Source organism: Hominilimicola fabiformis (genome assembly GCF_020687385.1).
Taxonomy (GTDB): domain Bacteria; phylum Bacillota; class Clostridia; order UBA1381; family UBA1381; genus Hominilimicola; species Hominilimicola fabiformis.
This window is the reverse complement of sequence record NZ_JAJEQM010000042.1, coordinates 1-1,561: the sequence shown is the minus strand read 5'-3', so window position 1 is coordinate 1,561 and position 1,561 is coordinate 1. Positions and strand designations below refer to the sequence as shown.

The following is a 1,561-nucleotide window of genomic DNA, read 5'->3' as shown; positions in this document are numbered from 1 at the left end:
TAAACAATGCTATACCAAACATAAATATAGCCAATATAAAACCTATACCTGAAAATGCTTTTTTCTTATATTGCATTTGTATCACCTACTTCCAGAATACCTGTGATACACCTACCAATGTTTTTGACATCGGTACATTTATATCAAGCGGATCACCAAATGTAGGATTCATAATGCGTATTGTTGCATGGTCTGTAACTGTCAATTCAAATTTAGATTTAATTTGAATTTTGTTTGTTCCCGGAACATATTGAGTTGTCCATCTTACATCATCAAGTTCAACACCGAAATCGTTTTCCAACTCATGTTGTAAATCTGTAATTGATGAATCAATACGCCCGTTTGTTTCAACCGCACGCACCATTGTTTTAGCTATGTAATCGACATTTTGCTTTTGCAGAAAAACAGGCCATAATGTTATGAATGTATAAACAAGCGCCGCAAACAGAATAATCTCAAATATCTGCCATATTGCGATACTTCCTTTTTTCTTTTTTGCAAAATTTTTAGCCATATTTTTCACCGTTAATTATTCCTTAAAACCGTTAATTATACGATCAATCATATCTTGGAATATGGTTTCCATTCCTTTGTTCGCCAGTTTCATATATACTGCACCTACAACTATTGCCGCCAAAATGAGCAACAATGATACAACAAACCCTGATATTCCTTCTTTTTGTTGTCTTAACAAATCATTTTTCAGATTATTTAGCTTTATTTCCGCCTTACTTTTTAAACTTAAAACTTTTTCAACTTTCATAATCATTTCTCCTTTTTATTTAAACATTGATATACCTTTTACTGTATCCATAATAATTGGTGTTACGGCTACTATTGCAGCCATCACTCCTGTTGCAACTATAGCCATTCTAACTTTATCCGGCAAAGCAAGTATCTTTCTATTTTTTTCTTCTCTTCTAATTACCTCCATTTCTCGTTCCGTAAGTTTAATAGCTGTACTTACATCATCGCCCTTTATACTTCCAAGTAATATATTCACAAAATTACTCAATTCTTGAATATTAGTACGCTCAGAAAACGATATTAACGCAGCCTCTTCACTACTTGTTTTTAAATCAACAATCAACAAATCAAGATCATATTGAAATTCCTCACAAGCTGCTTGTCGATATTTTTCTATAATATCGACAAGTTGTACGTTATCTCCTCTTGCATGGTCATATATCATTACAAACTTAGGTAAATCTCTTGTTATTGCTTGATTTATAAAATTAATTTTTTTATTGACTACTTCAATATTATTGAAAAACAATGCAAACGAGAGTATAACAGAAATAGCAAAAAAAAGAGGAAATCCTATTAATATAAATAAGGCTCCCAAACATAATATCCATAATGATATAACTATTGCGTCCGCATAATATTTTTCAGGTGTAATATCCATACCTACTCTCAAAAGGTCTTTTCGTTTTTTTTCTCTTGCAATTCTGTCCATTTTTATAAATTTTAAAATAACCTTCGAAATTGGATCAACAAAAAATTCTTTAAGGTCATCTGATAACTTTTTCTGATTTACCAATCGTTTAACAGCTTTTTT

3 protein-coding genes are annotated in these 1,561 nt (G+C 31.1%); all 3 read right to left on the bottom strand.

The window, feature by feature from the left end:
* Positions 1-85: 85 nt before the first annotated feature.
* On the bottom strand, positions 86-514 hold the full coding sequence (locus tag LKE05_RS14020; RefSeq protein WP_308457247.1) for a DUF4320 family protein: 429 nt from the start codon (positions 512-514) through the stop codon (positions 86-88).
* Between the two features lie 15 nt (positions 515-529).
* The gene (locus LKE05_RS14015; RefSeq protein ID WP_022231144.1) at positions 530-763 is read right to left on the bottom strand and encodes a hypothetical protein; all 234 of its coding nucleotides are present in this window, start codon (positions 761-763) and stop codon (positions 530-532) included.
* 15 nt (positions 764-778) lie between these two features.
* Positions 779-1,561, bottom strand: a 783-nt coding sequence (locus LKE05_RS14010) for a type II secretion system F family protein (RefSeq protein WP_308457246.1), incomplete at its 5' end; no start/stop codon positions are given.

What these genes read in the sequence shown, in the direction of transcription:
- LKE05_RS14020 (WP_308457247.1), bottom strand. Translation starts at nt 514, where the DNA reads ATGGCTAAAAATTTTGCAAAAAAGAAAAAAGGAAGTATCGCAATATGG.
- LKE05_RS14015 (WP_022231144.1), bottom strand. Translation starts at nt 763, where the DNA reads ATGAAAGTTGAAAAAGTTTTAAGTTTAAAAAGTAAGGCGGAAATAAAG.